The 18,047-nt window shown below is 60.9% G+C and carries 16 protein-coding genes and 1 tRNA gene; 8 read left to right on the forward strand and 9 right to left on the reverse strand.

From position 1 onward, the window contains the following. Window position 1: 1 nt before the first annotated feature. The 8 genes from C8N32_RS12145 to C8N32_RS12180 all read right to left on the reverse strand — a co-directional run bounded on the left by C8N32_RS12145 (window position 2) and on the right by C8N32_RS12180 (window position 9,606). Window positions 2–895 carry a 2-oxo acid dehydrogenase subunit E2 gene (locus C8N32_RS12145; RefSeq protein ID WP_244905920.1) on the reverse strand — a complete coding sequence of 298 codons (894 nt, stop codon included), beginning with the start codon at window positions 893–895 and terminating at the stop codon, window positions 2–4. Continuing rightward, window positions 889–2,313: an NAD-dependent succinate-semialdehyde dehydrogenase gene (locus tag C8N32_RS12150; RefSeq protein WP_107893260.1), complete on the reverse strand. Its 1,425-nt coding sequence runs from the start codon at window positions 2,311–2,313 to the stop codon at window positions 889–891. The genes C8N32_RS12145 and C8N32_RS12150 overlap by 7 nt, the downstream gene beginning before the upstream one ends. A 17-nt stretch (window positions 2,314–2,330) precedes the next feature. After that, window positions 2,331–3,602: a biotin/lipoyl-containing protein gene (locus tag C8N32_RS12155; protein ID WP_107893261.1), complete on the reverse strand. Its 1,272-nt coding sequence runs from the start codon at window positions 3,600–3,602 to the stop codon at window positions 2,331–2,333. Further along, a complete protein-coding gene (locus C8N32_RS12160; RefSeq protein ID WP_107893262.1) occupies window positions 3,592–4,587 on the reverse strand; it encodes an alpha-ketoacid dehydrogenase subunit beta in 996 nt (331 codons plus the stop codon). Before C8N32_RS12160 ends, C8N32_RS12155 begins: the two co-directional genes overlap by 11 nt. A 10-nt stretch (window positions 4,588–4,597) precedes the next feature. Continuing rightward, complete coding sequence (locus C8N32_RS12165; RefSeq protein ID WP_107893263.1) at window positions 4,598–5,611, reverse strand: thiamine pyrophosphate-dependent dehydrogenase E1 component subunit alpha; 1,014 nt, start codon at window positions 5,609–5,611, stop codon at window positions 4,598–4,600. A gap of 54 nt (window positions 5,612–5,665) precedes the next feature. After that, on the reverse strand, window positions 5,666–6,964 hold the full coding sequence (locus C8N32_RS12170; protein ID WP_107893264.1) for a M24 family metallopeptidase: 1,299 nt from the start codon (window positions 6,962–6,964) through the stop codon (window positions 5,666–5,668). A gap of 66 nt (window positions 6,965–7,030) precedes the next feature. Continuing rightward, complete coding sequence (locus C8N32_RS12175) at window positions 7,031–7,840, reverse strand: SDR family NAD(P)-dependent oxidoreductase (protein WP_107893265.1); 810 nt, start codon at window positions 7,838–7,840, stop codon at window positions 7,031–7,033. Between the two features lie 26 nt (window positions 7,841–7,866). Then, a complete protein-coding gene (locus C8N32_RS12180) occupies window positions 7,867–9,606 on the reverse strand; it encodes an ABC transporter substrate-binding protein (protein WP_107893266.1) in 1,740 nt (579 codons plus the stop codon). Window positions 9,607–9,905: 299 nt separating this feature from the next. Here C8N32_RS12180 and C8N32_RS12185 point away from each other — a divergent pair, with 299 nt between their 5' ends. The 7 genes from C8N32_RS12185 to C8N32_RS12215 all read left to right on the forward strand — a co-directional run bounded on the left by C8N32_RS12185 (window position 9,906) and on the right by C8N32_RS12215 (window position 16,758). After that, window positions 9,906–10,862 (forward strand): sugar ABC transporter substrate-binding protein, encoded by a 957-nt coding sequence (locus tag C8N32_RS12185; protein ID WP_107893287.1) that lies wholly within the window; start codon window positions 9,906–9,908, stop codon window positions 10,860–10,862. A 74-nt stretch (window positions 10,863–10,936) separates the two neighbouring features. After that, entirely contained in the window at window positions 10,937–11,254 is a 318-nt protein-coding gene (locus C8N32_RS12190; protein ID WP_107893267.1) for a hypothetical protein, read from the forward strand. Then, window positions 11,247–11,405, forward strand: coding sequence for a hypothetical protein (locus tag C8N32_RS15010; protein WP_170106799.1), 159 nt, complete (start codon window positions 11,247–11,249; stop codon window positions 11,403–11,405). The genes C8N32_RS12190 and C8N32_RS15010 overlap by 8 nt, the downstream gene beginning before the upstream one ends. A gap of 59 nt (window positions 11,406–11,464) precedes the next feature. Next, window positions 11,465–12,439: an ABC transporter permease gene (locus tag C8N32_RS12195; protein WP_107893268.1), complete on the forward strand. Its 975-nt coding sequence runs from the start codon at window positions 11,465–11,467 to the stop codon at window positions 12,437–12,439. A 13-nt stretch (window positions 12,440–12,452) separates the two neighbouring features. After that, window positions 12,453–13,454 (forward strand): ABC transporter permease, encoded by a 1,002-nt coding sequence (locus tag C8N32_RS12200; RefSeq protein ID WP_107893269.1) that lies wholly within the window; start codon window positions 12,453–12,455, stop codon window positions 13,452–13,454. Beyond that, window positions 13,451–14,962 (forward strand): sugar ABC transporter ATP-binding protein, encoded by a 1,512-nt coding sequence (locus tag C8N32_RS12205; protein WP_107893270.1) that lies wholly within the window; start codon window positions 13,451–13,453, stop codon window positions 14,960–14,962. The genes C8N32_RS12200 and C8N32_RS12205 overlap by 4 nt, the downstream gene beginning before the upstream one ends. An 869-nt stretch (window positions 14,963–15,831) precedes the next feature. Further along, a complete protein-coding gene (locus C8N32_RS12215; RefSeq protein WP_107893272.1) occupies window positions 15,832–16,758 on the forward strand; it encodes a tyrosine-type recombinase/integrase in 927 nt (308 codons plus the stop codon). 26 nt (window positions 16,759–16,784) lie between these two features. Here C8N32_RS12215 and C8N32_RS12220 read toward each other — a convergent pair. Beyond that, window positions 16,785–16,861: transfer RNA gene (locus C8N32_RS12220), tRNA-Arg, on the reverse strand. Between the two features lie 107 nt (window positions 16,862–16,968). Between C8N32_RS12220 and C8N32_RS12225 the strand changes: the two genes are divergently transcribed. Next, window positions 16,969–18,039, forward strand: coding sequence for a LacI family DNA-binding transcriptional regulator (locus tag C8N32_RS12225; RefSeq protein WP_244905921.1), 1,071 nt, complete (start codon window positions 16,969–16,971; stop codon window positions 18,037–18,039). The last annotated feature ends 8 nt before the right edge of the window (window positions 18,040–18,047 follow it).

Here is an 18,047-nt window from a genome sequence, read left to right on the forward strand (position 1 = left end):
CTCAGACCATGATCCGGCGGGGGTCCGCAATCAACCCCGCCAAACAGGACATGAAGCGCGCGGCATCTGCGCCGTTGATCGCGCGGTGGTCATAGCTCAGGTCCAGTGGCACCATCGGAACCGGGCAGGGCGTGTCGCCGTCCCAGGTTGTGACGGTTTTGGTGCGAGTTATACCGAGGATCGCCACCTCGGGCGGATTGACGATGGGCGTGAAACCGATGCCGCCGATACCACCCAAATTGGTGATTGTCATCGATGCGCCACCCATTTCATCCGGGCCAACCTTGCGGGACTGCGCGCGCGCGGCAAGATCGGCGATCTCCTCCGCAATCTGCCAGAGCCCCTTCTTGTCAACGTTCCGCACCACCGGCACCATCAGGCCATGTGCCGTGTCCACCGCAATGCCAAGATGAACATAGTCCTTCAGGATCAATCGCTTGCCATCTCCGGAAAGTGAGGCATTGAAACGGGGGAATTTCCGCAACGCCCGCCCCAGGGCCTTGGCGTGGAAAGCCAGCGCGGTCAATTTGACACCGCGCGCCCGAGCCTCCGGTTTCAGTTTCGCGCGAAACGCCTCAATGGCCGACATATCGGCGCGGTCATGGTGTGTGACTTGCGGGATCAACGCATTGGCCGCCGCGAGATTGGCGCTGGCGAGCTGGGCAAATCGGCTCATGGGTTCTTCTCTGACCGGACCATAAGCGGCGTGATCGACCTCCCAGTATGAGATGCCCGCCGCCGCACCGCCGGGGGCGGGCCTGCCACGGTCCAGATCCTCGTGCGCGATTGTGGTGCGGCCCAGTTCACGGGCAAGCTGCTCCAGGTCGATCCCCTTGCGCAGGGCCAGAGCCCGGACGGACGGGGCGGCGATCACATGGCCCATACCGCTCACCATGCCGCCGAGATGTATTGGGTTTCCATGAATTCCAGCATGCCTTCATGCCCCCCTTCGCGACCCAGCCCGGATTGCTTGACCCCGCCAAAAGGTGCGGCCGGGTCAGACACGAGCCCGCGGTTGAGCCCGACCATACCGTATTCGAGTCTTTCGCAGACCTGTAGCGCGCGCTTCATGTCTTCGGAAAAGACATAAGCGACCAAACCGTATTCGGTATCGTTGGCGCGTCGGATCACGTCGTCCTGGTGGGTAAAGGTCTGGATCGCGGCGACCGGGCCAAAGATCTCGTCGTGGACACAGTCGGCGGTCTCGGGCACGTTGGACAGAACAGTGGGCGGATAGAAAAACCCCGGTCCGTCCGGCATGGTGCCGCCGCATTCGATCCGGGCGCCTTTGGCCACCGCATCGGCGACGAATTCCGCAACCTTGTTTCGCGTGTCGGCATTGACCAGGGGACCGACGTCAACGGTTGGATCGGTGCCGTCACCCACCTTGAGCGCCCTCATGGCTCCGGTCAGCCGCCGGGTAAAGTCTTCGGCGATGGCCTCATGCACATAGATACGGTTGGCGGCGGTGCAGGCTTCGCCCAGGTTGCGCATCTTGGCCAGCATTGTCCCTTCGATGGCCGTGTCCATGTCGGCATCGTCAAAAACGACGACAGGCGCATTCCCGCCCAGTTCCATCGCGGGTTTCAGAATCTGGTCGGCAGCCGAATGCAGCAGCTTGCGCCCGACACCCGTCGATCCGGTGAAGCTGATCACGCGGACGCGCGGGTCGTGCAGCATGTGATTGACCAACGCGCCGGTCTTGCGTGATGGCAACACATTGACCAGCCCCGGTGGAACGCCAGCTTCTTCCAGCAGCGGCATCAAAGCCAGCATGGTCAACGGCGTTTCCGAGGCCGGCTTGATGATGACAGCGCAACCGGCCGCAAGCGCAGGGGCGATTTTGCGTGTGCCCATGGCGGCGGGGTAATTCCAGGGCGTGACCAGTACCGCCAGCCCCGCAGGTTTGTGCCGCACCATGATCCTGGCGCCCGAGGCAGGCGCATGGGTGATCAGCCCGTCGGCGCGCACGGCCTCTTCGGCAAACCAGCGGAAGAATTCGGCGGCATAAGCGGCTTCCCCCATGGCATCGGCCCGGGCTTTGCCGTTTTCCAGCGTGATCAGATGGGCGAACTCCTCCAGCCGCGCGGCCATCAGTTCCCACGCCTTGCGCAGCACTTCCGAACGTGCACGCGGGGTGCGGGCGGCCCAGCTCTTCATTGCGGTCTCGGCGGCATCCAGCGCGGCATCGGCATCGGCGATATCGGCCGACGCAACCGAGGCAAGCACCGCCTCTGTTGCCGGGTTGATCACGTCGAAACGCTCCGCCGTCTTGCGCCATTCACCGTTGATGTACAGGTCGGTATAATCCATGTCGGTCTTCCTCAGGGTCAGAGCAGGTGACGGAGCGGTTCCGAGATCCGCCCTGCGAAATTGGAAAGAAGAACCAGCGCATCGCCAGGTTCCAGATGGCCGGCGGCACATTCCAGCGTGACCGTCAGATCGGAACCCGCGCCGGTCAGGGTCAGCACCGGCAGGTCTTCGGCCCCCATATGGACCGTGCGGACCGGGCTGCCGCGCAGGTCGCGCAGACGCAGGACCGGCCTGGCATCGGCTGGCACCGTCTCGCCCAGCAGCGCGCTGGCCTTGTAGCATCGATCCCGACCGAACCGTTCGACCACGATCACCGCATCGCGCCCAAGGCTGCCGGCGGCCAGCCCGGCCAGCAATGCGGCGGTATCGGTGATCCCGGCGATCCCGGATGCCCAGGCCGCAAAGGCCGTGATCCCGTCGTCAGCCTGTGCCGTCAAATGACATACGGCGGCCTGACCGGCGGCCACAGCCGGCCCTGCGCCCTTCATCGCGCGCAGGGTTTCAAGGTCACGCATGTGGAACGGTTGAGAATGGCCCGCATCCACGAGGCGGGTGAGGTCGAGGCCTTCGGCCAGAGCCACCCGCCGCACCTTGGGCGAGGCGAGAATGCGGCCATCCCCGCGCCGGGGCGCCCCCCCTGAGGCCGGGGCCGGTACGCCAAGCGGCGTCCTCCGGTCGGCCTTTGCCGGTTGCGTGGACCGGGGCGCGGACCTGACCGACAGGCTGCGTTGGACCGGCACGGCAGGCTTTCCGGCCGAGATGACGGCGATCACTTCCCCCACCGGGGCCTCTTCGCCCGCTTCCGCCAAAAGGGCCGCGACATAACCGTCCTGGCCTGCCTCGACTTCCATGGTGGATTTGTCTGTTTCGACCTCAAACAGGATATCACCTGCGGCCACGGCATCTCCCGGGGCCTTGTGCCATGCAACGATCAACCCGGTATCCTGTGCCATGCCAAGCGCAGGCATGATCACCTCGGCCCCCTTGGGCAAAGTATCGGCAGCCTGTTTCGGCGCTTCCGCCGCCTGAGCAACGGTGCCGCTGTCCTCGGCCGTTTCCGAAATCAGCGCGATCACCCGGCCAACCGGCACCTCTGCCCCGGCATCGGCCTGTACATCCGTGAGGTAGCCGTCGGCAGCCGCCTCAACTTCCATTGTCGCCTTGTCGGTTTCGACCTCGAACAGTGCGTCGCCTTGCCTGACCTTATCGCCCGGCCTTTTCAGCCAGGACACGATCAGGCCGGTGTCCTGCGCCATCCCGAGGGCGGGCATGAGCACCTCATGCGGCATGAATCATCTCCCCGGACACGAGTTTGCGCGCGTTTTCCGCAACGCTTTGCGGCGTCGGCACGGTCAGATCCTCCAGCACCGGCGTGAAGGGCACGGGCACGTCCATCGCGCCCATGCGCAATACCGGCGCATCGAGATGATAAAACGCCTTTTCGTTGATACGGCTGGCAATCTCGCCAGTGATGCCAAAGCTCTGGTGGCCCTCGTCCACCACGATTACGCGGCTGGTCTTTTTCGCAGAGGCCAGCAGCGCCGCCTCATCCAGGGGTACGATGGTGCGCGGATCGATCACCTCGGCACTGATGCCTTCGGCGGCCAGATTCCCGGCGGCCTTCTCACAGACCTGCACCATCGAGGAAGTGCCGATCAGGGTGACATCCGTGCCTGCGCGCTTGATATGCGCCTCACCGAAGGGGATCAGGTATTCCTCTTCCGGGACCGGTGCCTTGTCGTTGTACATCAGCTTGTCTTCAAAGATGACGACAGGGTTATTGTCGCGGATCGCGGTCTTCAACAGACCCTTGGCCTCGTAGGCAGAGGACGGCAGCGCAACCTTCAGCCCCGGAATATGCGCAACCAGCGCATGCAGCGACTGCGAATGCTGGGCCGCAGAGCGGCGTGTTGCGCCAAGGTTGGTACGCACGACCAGCGGCGCGCTCATCTTGCCGCCGGACATATAATGTGTCTTGGCCGCCTGATTGCATAACTGATCCATGATCAGATAGATGAAATCTCCGAACATAAGGTCGACAACGGGCCGTGTCCCCGTCATTGCCGCACCGACGGCCAACCCCATGAAACCGGGCTCCGCAATCGGTGTATCGACCACGCGATCGGTGCCGAACTCTTCGACCAGACCGCTGAGTACCTTGAAGGGCGTGCCGGCTTCGGCCACGTCCTCGCCAATGATGAACACGGTCTCATCACGGCGCATTTCCTCGGCGAGGGCTTCGTTGACGGCCTGGGATAGTGTGATCTCTCGCATGTTGTTCTCCTCAGGCGGTGGGCTGCGAAAGCGCGTGTTCGACGTCGGTGAAAACGTGCATGTCGACCTCGGAAACGTCCGGGTAGCTGGCGTTCAGCGCATATTCGACGGCCGCGGCGGCGTCCCTCTCGATCTCGGCATTCATCGCGTCGATCTCCCCTTCGGACACGACCCCCTGCGCGACCAGCCAACCGCGAAACTTGATGATCGGGTCGCGATTTTGCTTCCACTCCCTCTCTTCTTCCTTGGAGCGGTAATATTCGCGGTTGATGTCGCCCACATGGTGGCCGTGATAGCGATAGGTCATCAACTCGATGAAGAACGGCCCCTCGCCCTTGCGCGCCCTTGCAACCAGCTTCTGGGCCAGTTCATTCACCGCAAGCACGTCCTGCCCATCCACCTGGTGCGCCTCGATGCCAAAGGCCTCGGCACGGGCGATGATGGACCCCGCCGCGATTTCATCGGTGCGCGTGTATTCGGAATAGCCGTTGTTTTCGCAGGCATAGATAACAGGCAGTTTCCATAGCGCGGCCATGTTCATGACCTCGTACATCAACCCCTGCGCCGTCGCGCCGTCGCCAAAGAAGCAAACCGTGACATCGTCACGACCCAGGAGCCTGGCGGTATAGGCCGACCCGGTGGCAATTCCCATGGAGCCGCCGACAATCGCATTGGCCCCGAGATTGCCATTCGACTGATCGGCGATGTGCATGGAGCCCCCCTTGCCCCGGCAATATCCTTCCTCCTTGCCCAGAAGCTCGCAGAACATTTCCTTGAACTCGGCCCCTTTGGCCACGCAATGGCCGTGACCCCGATGGGTCGAGGTGATCTTGTCCGTCACTCTGAGCGCCTCGCAGATCCCTACGGCCACGGCTTCTTCACCGGAATACATATGCGTCAATCCCGGCATTTTGGCAGAGAGGTAGAGCTGGTTGGCATTGTCCTCGAAGGTACGGATACGCACCATCTGGCGATACATGCGCAGATAGTCCTCTGCATTCGATGACGTCTTGGCGGAGCTCATGAACGATTTCCTTTGAAAGGAGCCCGGGCAAATGCCCGGGCAGTCTCAGGGAGGTTAGTAGCGATTGGCGATCGGCAGATCCTCGGCCGGGAAGAGCGAGATGACCTCGCACCCGGTCTGGGTGACGACCACCTCCTCTTCGATCCGGGCCGCGGAATACCCGTCTGTCGCAGGGCAGTAGGTTTCCAGCGCAAAAACCATGCCGGTCCGGATTTCCATCGGATGGTCGAGCGACACGGCGCGCGAGATGATCGGACGTTCGTGCAGTGCAAGGCCCAGACCGTGCCCGAATTGCAGGCCGAATGCCGCGTCCTCGCTCGGGAAGCCGAACTCCTCGGCCCTGGGCCACAGCTTGGCCACCTGGTCAGTGGAGACGCCCGGCCTGATCGCCTGGATCGACGCGTCGATCCATTCCCGTGCCTTGACATAGGCATCGTTTTGCGCCGGTGTCGCGCGGCCGATATTGAAGGTCCTGTAGTAACAGGTGCGGTAGCCCTGATAGGACTGGAGGATGTCGAAGAACGCCTGGTCACCGGGACGAAACAGCCGGTCGGTGAAGTTGTGCGGATGCGGGTTGCACCGCTCGCCGGAAATGGCGTTGATCGCCTCCACATCGTCGGAGCCCATTTCGTAAAGCATCTTGTTCGACAAGGCGACGATATCGTTTTCGCGCACCCCCGGTTTCAGTTCTTCGTAGATCATGTGATAGACGCCATCGACCATGCTGGCTGCCTGGGTCAGGAGCTGGATTTCATCCCAGTTCTTGATCTCGCGCGCCGCCAGCATGATCTGCTGACCGTCCACCACGTGCAGGCCTTCCTCCTGCAACGCGTGGAACATCGCCGTTTCGGCATAATCCACGCCGACCGGCATGTCGGCCATCCCGGCATCGCGGATCAGCCCGGCAATCTGCTTGGCGTATTTTTTCATCAATCCGAATTCGGGTGGAATGGTACCGCGCATGCCGACGACGCCGGCAAGGCAGTGATCGGGTTCCAGCCAGTCGGAATAAAGCTTGTGATGCATCGCGGCGGACCCGAAATCCCAGACATAAGGACTGTCGTCGCCGGTCAGGAGGCAAAAGCGACACATTTTGTCCCGCTCCCATTCGCCGATCTTCGTCGCGGAGACGTAGCGAATGTTGTTCACATCGAACAGCAGCAAAGTGCCCGCGTTCGAGTTCTCAAGCGCCTGCCGGGTGCGGGCCAGGCGGTAGCGGCGCAGGCGGTCATGGTCGATCCGGCGTTCGAAATCGACCGAGCTGTGTCCCCAGGCGGGCAGGCGGTCACGCCATTCCCAGTTGGGTTCGAGATCTTGCGGAGTCAGCAGATTTGGCATGAGGGCGCGTGACATGGGTATCTCCTTTCGGGTGCAACGGCGTACACCCGTGTATTGAGGCAGGGTATGTTGGCCGGACGGTTACTGGATGCACCAGCCACCATCGATGTGGATCATCTGGCCGGTCATGTAGTCGCTGTCGTCGCTGGCCAGGAAGGTCGCGGTACCCACGATATCCCTGGGGTAGGAGACGCGCTTGATCTGAAGCGCATCGCGGACGATGTCGTCATAGGCCTGGCCTTCGCGCTCCTTGAAGCCGATGTCGACCAGGTCCTTGTCCAGTTGCTCCCAAAGCGGCGTGACCACGACGCCGGGCGCATAGCCGTTCACGGTGATGTTGTGCTCAGCCAGCCCGACAGCACCGCAATGGGTCAGCGCGAGGCAACCGTATTTGGAAGTGCAGTAAACGGTGACGTCGACCAGCGGCTTGCGCGAGGCGATGGAGCCCACGTTGATCAGCTTGTAAGGGTGATCCTTCATCGGGCCCTGGGCGATCATCTGACGGGCGGTTTCCTGCATGCCCAGCCACATCGCCTTGGTATTGACATTCATGATCATGTCCCAGTTGTCTTCGTCGATATCCATGAAGAACCGGGGCTTGTTGAGGCCGGCATTGAACAGCCCCACATTGATCGAGCCGAAGGCCTCGACCGTGGCGGCCACCGCGGCGGCATTGTCTTCGCGTTTGCTCACATCCATCCTGACAGCGATCGCCTTGCCGTAGCCCGACGCATTGATGGCGTCGGCGACTTTTCGCGCTTCATCTCCATCCAGATCGCCGACACAGACATTGGCTCCCTGCGCGGCAAATGCCTCCGCATTCGCGGCCCCCATGCCGCGTGCGGCGCCGGTGATCAGGATGTTCTTTCCTTTCAGGCGATTGGGATCCATGGGTTTTCCTCCTCCTATGGGTTTCATCAGGTCGGTCGCATCAACGCATCGGCCCGGGCCTGGGCGCGGACCAAAGCCTCGCGCGGCGCGATGATACCGCGCAGCATGTCGTGGAATTCCTCACCGCAGATCCGGATGATGTCGCTGATCTCGGGGACCGGAGGGCGTGGCCAGAACTGAAGCTCGTCGCGCCAGGACATCGTGTCCACGGCCTCGAAAATCGGAGAGGCCCGACGCACTTCCGGGTCGGAGCCGACCGAATAGCGCGGGTTTGTTCGGCTGCCATTCTGGACATAGAGCTTCTGGGCTTCGGGCGAGGTGAAGATCAACAGCGCCTCGACCGCTGCGGGCACCCTCTCTGCCGGCAGATTTGCGGGAATGCCCATCACATAACCGCCGACAGGTGCCACAGGGGCGACTCCGGGAACCGCCGGATGCGGCAGATACCCGGTCTGCCCGAATGCGGGGGAGGAGTCGTCCAGTTCGAAATACGGCGCCAGCAGGGTATAACCATACGCCATGGCAACATTTCCTGCGGCATAGGGCCGGATCCGTTCATACCAGGACATGGACAGGATATCCGGAGGAGAGTGTTTCAGGAGTTCCATGAGAAACCGGGCAGCGCGTTCCCCCCGCTCGGTATCGATCGTAGGCCGGTAGTCCTTTTGGGAGAGGTGATCGGTTTCGAAACCGCCTGCAATTTCGGGCAGGTTCAGGACCGGTTGACCGAAATCGGCCATGGTCAGCAGAACCGTGTGCCCCAAGGCCGTCCCGCGCGCCGCATTCCATGCCACGCCATAGCGGCCCCGTTGCGGCGCATGGAGAACCGAGGCGGCGTGCAGAAGTTGCTCTGTCGTCGACGGAGGTTCCAGCCCCACCTGGGCGAACAGATCGCGACGGTAGAACAAAAGCTCAGGCGTTGTCTGGGCCGGCACCCCATAGGGACGCCCCCCCCAATGCGCCGCCTTCCATCCCGCCGTGTGGAAATCCGCCGGATCGAGCCGCGCGATGTCCATGATCTCGTCCAGAGGCATGAGGATGCCTTTTTCGGCGTATTCCCCGACCCATGGCAAATCCAGTGCAATGATATCGTAGCGGCTGACCTTGCGGTCGGCATTGCGCTTACCCTCTTCGCGCAGGCGGTCGATGGAAAAGGCGCGCTGGTGAATCTGAGTGCCGATCGCCTGTTCGAACTGGCGTTTGAGGTTTTCCATGACCATGAAGGTTGGATCGCCATGGACCAGCACGCGAATCCCGCCCGGCACTTTCAGCGGTTCGGGCACCAGCTTGAGCGGCGGAATCGACCGCGCGGACATGTACGACCCGCCAAAATAGTAATCCCTGCTGCCCGCAGCGCGCTTGCGACCGCCAAAATACCTTTCGGCCAGCCGTTCGACCCGCGTGGACATTTGCGCCCATTGCCAAAGAAGTTCTTCGCTGGGGTGCAGGGAAAAGCTCTTGCCGCTTTTCGTGCGCGGGCGTTGTTCGATCAGCCCGGCCTCGATCATCTCCCTCAGCCGGCGGTTGGCCGTGGCATAGGGAACCTGGCTGGCCCCGATCAGCGATGTCGGCGTAACAACCCTCGCCTCCAGATGGCCCCGGATCAGATGCAGCGTCATGCGCAGATGGGGATTGCCCGTCAATACTTCGAGCGTGCTTTCGACCTCTCCGCCCAATTCTTCGAGAAAGGACACGATGCGAAGCATTTCCGATTTCGCGCGCGGCGAAACCAGGTGGCTTTCGTTATGACCTCTCAGCGCATTCATGGGATGTGCTGGCATCCTGTGATTTGGCGACGAATTCGGGATCGTCGATTTCTTCATTTTGGACGAATCGGATTTCGGCATTGCGTCCGCTCCCCGCAAACTGATCAAAACGGCCCAATAAGCGTAGTCTGAAAAGATCCATATTGAACATCTCGACATCCAATATGGATAACTTTGGTGCATTCCTGAAAGCCCGTTATCGGCAGGTTTGCTGAAGTCATTCGGTTTGCCGAAAGATGATTCCCCTGCCGGAGGTGTGGGGGCACTCGAAAACAGGGAATATCCGGGAGGAGTTCAAAATGAACATTCGCAGAATATTTTGCGCATCCGCCACATCCGTCGCCCTTGCCGGCGCGGGCGCGGCCTCGGCTGAAACGATGACGATCGGCATTACCCAGAACAATGTGGGCGTCGACAGCTATCAGACCACCTATGAAAAGGCGTTCATTGAAGCGGCCAACGCCAACGCAACCGTTGACGCCGTGGTTCTGGACGCCGGCGGTGACGTCGCGCGCCAGATTGCCCAGATGGAGGACCTGATCCAGCAGGAAGTCGACGCCATCATCATCTGGCCGACCAATGGCGAAGCGGTGATCCCCGCAGTCCGCAAGGCGCATAAGGCCGGCATTCCGGTGGTCGTGACCAACTCCAACATTGCCCAGGCCGGCTTTGACTTCGTCGCGTCGTTCTCCGGCCCCGACAACATCAATCAGGGTGCGCGCTCGGCTGAAATCATGTGCGACAAGTTCAAGGATATGGGCATCGAGAAAGAAGCGCAGGTTGTACACATCACCGGCCAGCCGGGTTACACCACCGCGATCGAACGCGCCAAGGGGTTCGAGGATCGCCTGCCCGAGGTTTGCCCGGACGTGACGGTGGTGGACACCCAGCCGGGCGACTGGAATCGCGAGAAAAGTCAAAAGGTCATGGAGGCCTTCCTCGTCAAGTATGACGATATCGACGGTGTCTATGCGGGTGACGACAACATGGGCGTGGGGGCGCTGAACGCCGCGAAGGCCGCCGGTCGTGAGGGTATCATCTTCGTAGGGGCCACCAACTTCGCGGTGGGTTACGAAGCCATGGAGCGCGGCGAATACTGGGGGTCGATCTACCAGTCGCCGGTTGATGACGCCAAAGCTGCGCTGCAAACCGCTGTCGACGTGCTGCAAGGCAAGGACGTTCCGTTCCTGAACTATTTCGACACACCGAAGATCACCCAGGACAACATGGGCGATTTCTCCAAGCCGGTCTTCTGAGGCCAGCATTTCCGGGCGTGGCGCAGGTCGTGCCCGGCCTTCATTCAAGAGCGTCTCTTTCGGGGGAGGATGCCATGGCCCGGATTCCCGGTCGGTCCTGTATCGTTGGCGCAGTCCGGGGTATGGGCGGCGCTCTTTCCGATGAGGGTGCCGATATCTGCCTTGCCGGTCCCGACGGGGCAAAGACGGGGGAGGTTGCCCGGCCCGGCAGAGGCGGATTCGGTGCGGGGGCGGCAAGGACTGCCTGTGCAATTGTCGACCCGACCAGGGGCGACCGGATGCGGGCCAGGATCGGCCAGGCGGTACCGGGCCGACAGGCCACGAAGACTGACAACGCCGGCATGAACAAACCCCGACATGAACAAACCGATGAATTTACCTGGCATGGCTGAGAAAAACGGACATTTCCCCAACGATGTGACCGAAGTGGGCGCCCCGATCGGAACGCGGGAAGCGACGCGTGGCTACCCCGACGGAGATCACCGGATCAGGAACGTTCCTGGTCTTGGAAACCGCGATGACATGCCGGACAAGTCGTCATGATGGGCGCAGCCATGACGCCGGCCTGACATTTACTACGGGCGAACACTGGGGAGGCAAAAATGACAGCACCAACAAAGGAACAGGTGGGCGGATTTCTGGCCCGACAGGGCATTATCGTCGCCTTCGTGCTGTTCATGATCGGTTTCTCCATGGCCAATGCGCGCTTTATCGACCCGGACAACATCATGGGCGTGATACGCTCATCGGCCATTCTGGGCGTGATGGCACTGGGCGTGACCTTTGTCGTGATCAGCGGCAATCTGGATCTCTCTGTCGGCTCCATGATGTCGTTTTCGACCATCGTGGTGCTGGATCTGCACGACAAGATCGGGCCGACGCTGGCCATCCCCGCAATGTTCGCGCTGACCCTGGGCCTGGGGGCCTTCATCGGCTTTCTTGTGGGGTACCTGAAACTCAATTCCCTGATCGTCACACTTGGCATGCTCTCGGCCATTCACGGGCTGACACTGACATGGTCGGGCGGCAAGAACATGGATATCGCCGACAAGGAGGGCACCTGGTTCAAGGTTTTTGGCCAGGGTGACGCATTGGGAATTCCCGTGCCGATCCTGCTTTTCGTGCTGTTGGCGGCCTTGCTGGGGATCGCCCTGGCCAAGACGCCATTCGGGCGCAAAGTCTATGCCGTGGGGGGCAATGCTACGGCGGCGACCTTCTCGGGCATCCGCCGGGCACGGGTTGTTTTCATCTGCTACCTCATCAGCGCCTTCTGCGTTGCGACAGCCGGACTGATCCAGGCAAGCCGATCCCTTGGGTCGCAAAATACCGTCGGTCAGGGTCTGGAACTCGAAGTTCTGGCCGCTGTGATTCTGGGCGGAGCCTCGCTGCTGGGCGGTTCGGGCACAATCTTCAAGACGGTAATCGGCGTTTTGATCCTTGGGTTCATCCAGAACGGCCTGCTGTTGGTCGGCTTGCAATTCTATGTCCAGTTTGTCGTGACCTGGGTCATCATCATTCTTGCTGTCTGGCTCGATATCGCGGCCAAGCGTGGCAAGCTCTGGTCTCCGATCGCCTGAAGGAGGAAAGAAAATGCAACCCGGAACTCTTTCCAGTTTCCTCAAACGCGGCGCGATCTGGGCGTTCATCGCGGCCGAACTGGTTTTCTTTACCGTTGCGGGCGAATTCCTGTCGGTCAGCGAAAAGACCTTCATGGATATCGACAACATGCTTTTGTTGTTCAAGCAGTCGGCCCCCATCGGGATCATCGCAATGGGCATGACCATCATCATGGTCAACGGAAATATCGACCTGAGTGTCGGGGCCATCTACGCGATCAGCGCGATCGTTCTGCTGGACAGTTTGACATGGCCCGTTTTTGCCGGTCTCGGCGATGGGGTGATCCCGGTCGCATGGGGGCTGGCACTGTTGAGCGGGGTGGCGCTTGGCGCGCTGAACGGGCTGATCGTTTGGAAGACGGGCGTCGATGCCTTCATCGTCACGCTGGGTTCGATGCTGGGCTATCGTGGGCTGGTCTTCATGTATAACGGAGAACAACCCACCAGCCACCTGAACTGGACCCTTGTCGATTTCGCCGAGGCGCAATGGCTGGGCCTGCACACGTCGACCTGGTTCCTGCTGGGTGTCACGGCCGCAATCTGGTTTCTGATGAACCGCACGGTGCACGGCCGCAACGCCTATGCCATAGGGAATAACCGGTCGGCGGCGGTCAATGCGGGTATCCGCGTCGGGCCGCACATGATGATCAACTTCATGATCATCGGTTTCCTGGCAGCCCTGTCGGCTGTGGTCTTCTATTCCGAAAGCGGATCCGTGAACCCGAATGACGGGGAATTGTATGAATTGTGGGTCATCACTGCGGTCGTTCTGGGCGGCACGAAACTGACCGGCGGCGCGGGTTCCATTGTTTCGACATTCGGCGGCGTCCTGGCGATCCAGCTGTTACGCAAAGGGCTGACCCATATCGGGGCCGATACCGAAACCGTCAATCTGGTCATCGGACTGATCCTGATCGCGGTGCTGTTTCTGGACCGGCAACTGAACGTCAAGGGGAAGGAGGAATTGAAGGTATGAGTGATCGAACCCCTGCCCTGCGCCTCGAAGGCATCGTCAAGACCTTTCCCGGCGTGCGCGCTCTGGACGGCGTGTCTTTCGACGTGATGCCGGGTGAGGTGCATGCCCTGATGGGGGAAAACGGTGCCGGGAAATCCACGCTGATGAAAGTTCTGGGGGGAATCTACCAGCCTGACGAGGGCCGGATCTTCGTGGGCGAAGTCCCGGCAGTCATGACATCGCCGCTGGAGGCCAAGGCCAAGGGCATCGTTTTCATCCACCAGGAACTGAGCCTCGCCGAGGAATTGAGCGTCGCCGAAAACATCTACCTGGGGGAGTTGCCCCGCAAACGTTTCGGGCTGGTCGACTGGGCCAGGCTTGAGCAGCAGACCAACGCGATCCTTGCCAAGCTCAGGGTCGGTTTTGACGCCAAAACCCGGGTCGGCGACCTGTCCATCGCCAATCAGCAGATGGTGGAGATTGCCCGCGCGCTGACCGTCGAAGCCAAGGCGGTGATTTTTGACGAACCCACCGCTTCGCTGACCGATGCGGAAAAGGTGGTGCTGTTCGATGTGATTGCGGGGCTGCAAGCGCAGGGCGTGGGGATCATTTACATCTCGCACCGGATGGAAGAAATATTCAAGATCACCGACCGCATCAGCGTGCTGCGCGACGGCAGCTATCGCGGCACGGTGAAAACCGCCGAAACCGACGAGGAATCCGTTACGCAGTTGATGATCGGCCGGAAGCTGGACCTCAGCCGGAATGAAATTCACCACGCACTGGGCGATGTGGCGCTTGAAGTCCGGGGGCTCAGCTGCGCGGACCTGTATACGGATGTCAGCTTCGAAGTGCGGCGCGGAGAAGTTCTGGGCTTTTACGGGCTGGTCGGCGCAGGCCGGACGGAAATTGCCGAAACCTTGTTCGGTCTGCGCGATCCGAGTGCCGGCCAGATTCTGCTGGATGGGCGGGATACCGTCATCCGCTCGCCGGCCGCTGCAATCGCTCTGGGGATTTCCCTGGTTCCCGAAGATCGCAAGGGGCAAGGGCTGGTTCTGGGCATGAACTGCCGGGACAACATGACCCTGCCCCAGGTCGACGATCTCAGGGCTGGCCCTTTCGTGGCCGAGGGGGCGGAGGTGGCCATCTTCGACCAATACCGCGACCGGCTCGACATCCGGACACCGGGATGGAAGCAGTTGGCCGGCAACTTGTCCGGCGGCAACCAACAGAAGATTGTCATCGGAAAATGGCTGTCGATGCATCCCAATGTGTTGATCGTCGACGAACCGACCCGCGGCATCGATGTGGGCAGCAAGTCCGAGATACACAACCTGATCCGGGAATTGGCGGCACAGGGGTATGCGGTGATTGTCATCTCCTCGGAAATGCCGGAAATTCTGCATGTCTCGGACAGGATTGTCGCCATGTATTCCGGCCGGATCATGCGCACGTTCACTGCGGAGGAAGTGACCGAGGACAAACTGATCCAGGCGATCTCGGGGCTCACGCCAGAGAATGTGGCGTGAGTCGCGGATCACGCGACTTGAAACGGAAAGCGAACCGGATCTGGCCGGGGAAAGGCCTTGGATATTCGGAAAGCCCTGGCACAGACAGCCCGGTCGGCCAGGGCGAGCGCACAGGGATTAAGCGTTCAGGTGCTTGAATTTCAGTCTGAAATTCAGTATTCAACCAAGCAAGGTACCAGACCTTGTGTAGTGAGAGCCTGTCTCTCTAAAAGCCATCAACCTTGAATCCGAAACCGGTGCCGATTTCATTTTGAAACGGGCAGGTTGTCATGCGTGATCGAGATACAATACAGCACACTTCGGTTTACTTGCCGAAAGAGATCCACACTTCCCTTCGTATAGCTTCACTGAACACTGGTCTGACCATGTCGGATTTGATTGTTCAGTCCCTTGAAGGCACATGGAGTTTGGCTTCTCAGCAGTCTTGCCTGGAGACGAAGCGACAAGGGCGGCGAACATGAGGCGCACCGACAGAAGCTGGCCTTGGGGCGCGGCCTTGCGGCGAATTGAGGCAGCCCAATACTGCGGGCATTCTCCGGGGCACTTCGATAAGCTCGTGAGAAGCGGAATCTACCCGCCCGGACGAAATGCTGATGGCGTCACTGTGTGGCTACGGTGGGAGCTGGATTCCGCGCTTGCCGATTTGCCTACCATTGGGGGACAAGTATGGAGCGAAGGAAACAGTTGTGACGAGGCGTTCGGTTGCTGACAAGGATGAAACATCTCAACCCATCCGGGCGGTTCCCCAGTGGCAATGTTCGCTATTACTACCGCCCAAAGGGGCAAAAGGGCATCGCAATGCCCGACCGTCCCCCGGATCACCCCGATTTCCTTGCGGCCTATGCAGAGGCTGCTGGTAGCACCAACCGGTGCGGGCAAAGGCCAACTCCGGCAGTCTTGCGTTGGCAGTTGAGGGATACCTGAAATCGGATGTTTTTCTCGTGGGGCTGGCGGAAGGCACACGGGCTGTTCGTCGGCGCATGTTGGATGAAATTCGTGAGCGATACGGGCATGGCCGGGTGATCGACCTTCGGACCAAGCATATCGAAGCTGACCTGAACCGGTTCACGGGACACGCACGGAACAACCACCTGAAAGCATGGCGGGGCTTCGGAAAATGGCTCGCTGAGACATACAAGATTGCTGATCCGACCACAGACGCCAGGAAAGCGCCCGTCGCGCAGTCAGATGGGCATCCCCCGTGGTCAGAAGACGAGATTAAGGCTTTTCGCGCGCACTGGTCGATCGACACGCCGGAACGTCTGGCGTTCGAGGTGATCTTCTGGACCGGCGCGCGCATTTCGGATGCAGTTCGGTTGGGGCACGGCAACGTGGACCGGGACGGCTGGATCGTGTTCCGCCAGCTGAAGACCGGCGGAGAAGTCGCAATCCCCTATGATCGCGCGCTTCCGGACTTCGCAGAAGGCATGGAAGGGGATCTCGCCTGTCTTCATGCGGCACTGGACGCCCGGAAAGACAAGCACATGACATGGATGACGACCGTGCACGGAAAATCCCGGAGCGTGAAGGCCGCAGGCCAATGGTTTGCCGCCAAAGCAAGAGCAGCGGGCGTCTATGGCCGCTCGGCGCATGGTTTGCGGAAAAGTCGGGCGCGGGCGCTAGCCGAAGCCGAAGGAACCTCGGCTCAAATCGGGGCCTGGACAGGACATGAAAGCCTGTCCGAGATCGAACGATATATCCGCAACTTCAACAAGCGGAAGGTGCTCAGCAGCACGAAAATGGAACAAAAAGTTCCAACTCAACCGACCAAAGTTCCAAACCTTCAGAAAAAATGAGGATAAACATATGCTTAAGAAGGTATTGGTGACCCCGGCAGGATTCGAACCTGCAACCTGCCCCTTAGGAGGGGGCTGCTCTATCCAGTTGAGCCACGGGGCCGTTGCCCTCTTTTTCCCGGAAATGCCCGCGATGGCAAGGGTGGGGCGCTTTGAATTTCCGTACGGAAGGTTTTAACTGGGGTAAAACTGGGAAAGAAAGGCTCTTCGGTGACACACGCTTCTCCGCGTCCCCGCCGCCCGCTGACTTTGCGTGACGTCTCCGAGGCTTCGGGTGTCAGCGAGATGACCGTCAGCCGCGTCTTGCGCAATACCGGCGATGTCTCGGGTGCGACGCGGGCAAGGGTTCTGGCCGTCGCGAAGGCGCTCGGCTACGTTCCCAACAAGATTGCCGGGTCGTTGGCCAGTCAGCGCGTGAACCTGGTTGCGGTTATCATACCGTCGCTCTCGAACATGGTTTTTCCCGAGGTGCTGAACGGCATCAATGCCGGTCTGGAGGGCACTGGCCTGCAGCCTGTCGTGGGGGTCAGCCGCTATGATCCCGCCCACGAGGAAAAGGTGCTTTATGAAATGCTCTCGTGGCGGCCCTCTGGCATCATCATTGCGGGCCTGGAACACAGCCAGGCCGCGCGGGCGATGTTGCGCGCCGCCGATGTGTCCGTCGTCGAGATCATGGACGTCGATGGGGAACCCGTGGATTCGGTCGTGGGGATATCGCACCGCCGTGCCGGAGCGGAAATGGCGCAGGCCATTGCCCGCGCGGGTTACAGGCGCATCGGTTTTCTGGGAACGACGATGCCAATGGATCACCGCGCCCGCAAACGGTTCGAGGGCTTCACCGGGGCGCTGGCCCGTGCGGGTCTGGAAGTGGCAGATCAGGAATTCTACTCTGGCGGTTCGGGACTTTTGAAGGGGCGGGAAATGACCCGCGCCATCCTTCGTCGCTCACCTGATCTCGATTTTCTTTATTATTCCAATGATATGATTGCGGCGGGCGGACTTCTGCACTGTGTCGACGCGGGGCTGGATGTGCCTGGCCGGATCGGTCTGGCAGGATTCAACGGGATCGAACTGCTGGACGGATTGCCCCTTGCGCTGGCCACCACGGATGCCTGCCGTCGTGAAATCGGCGAAAAGGCCGCCGCCATCATCGCCCGTGCGGCAGAAGCCGGCCCTGCGGCCCGTCCCGAACGTATCGCCCTTGCGCCGCGATTGTCGGTTGGGCAAACGCTCTTGCGCGGTGCGCTCGGCGGTGGACAGGACTCTCCGGTTGGTGTTTAACCCAGCCT

Origin of the sequence: Rhodovulum imhoffii (genome assembly GCF_003046545.1) — a bacterium.
Classification (GTDB): Bacteria; Pseudomonadota; Alphaproteobacteria; order Rhodobacterales; family Rhodobacteraceae; genus Rhodovulum; species Rhodovulum imhoffii.